The organism is Virgibacillus salexigens (assembly GCF_014905415.1).
Classification (GTDB): Bacteria; Bacillota; Bacilli; order Bacillales; family Amphibacillaceae; genus Virgibacillus; species Virgibacillus salexigens.
The window spans coordinates 1-310 of the sequence record NZ_BNEO01000115.1 but is presented as its reverse complement, the minus strand read 5'-3'; the positions used below and the strand labels follow the sequence as shown (position 1 = coordinate 310).

General features: G+C 37.4%; 1 pseudogene. It reads left to right on the top strand.

Annotated features, from left to right (window positions below):
* Positions 1 to 95: 95 nt before the first annotated feature.
* Positions 96 to 310 (top strand): annotated as a pseudogene (locus JKP73_RS22475) (amidohydrolase); the annotation flags it as partial.

Here is a 310-nt window from a genome sequence, read left to right as displayed (position 1 = left end):
GCAGTATTCTGCTGTTATAATAGTTAGAAAAACAGCTAGGAGGTCTTTTTGTATTAGATCAAATACATCAATCCATTGATCAGCTTTATTCAGAAATGGTAGAAATCCGTAGATATCTACACCAATATGCAGAAATATCCTTTCACGAAACAAAAACAGCTGCATTTATTGCCGGTCATTATAAAAAGCTAGGTATTCCTTATGTGACAAAAGTTGGTGGCAACGGTGTAATCGCTACGTTAAAAGGGGGAAAACCAGGAAAAACAATTGCATTACGCGCCGATGTTGCTGCAGTACCTATCCAAGATGA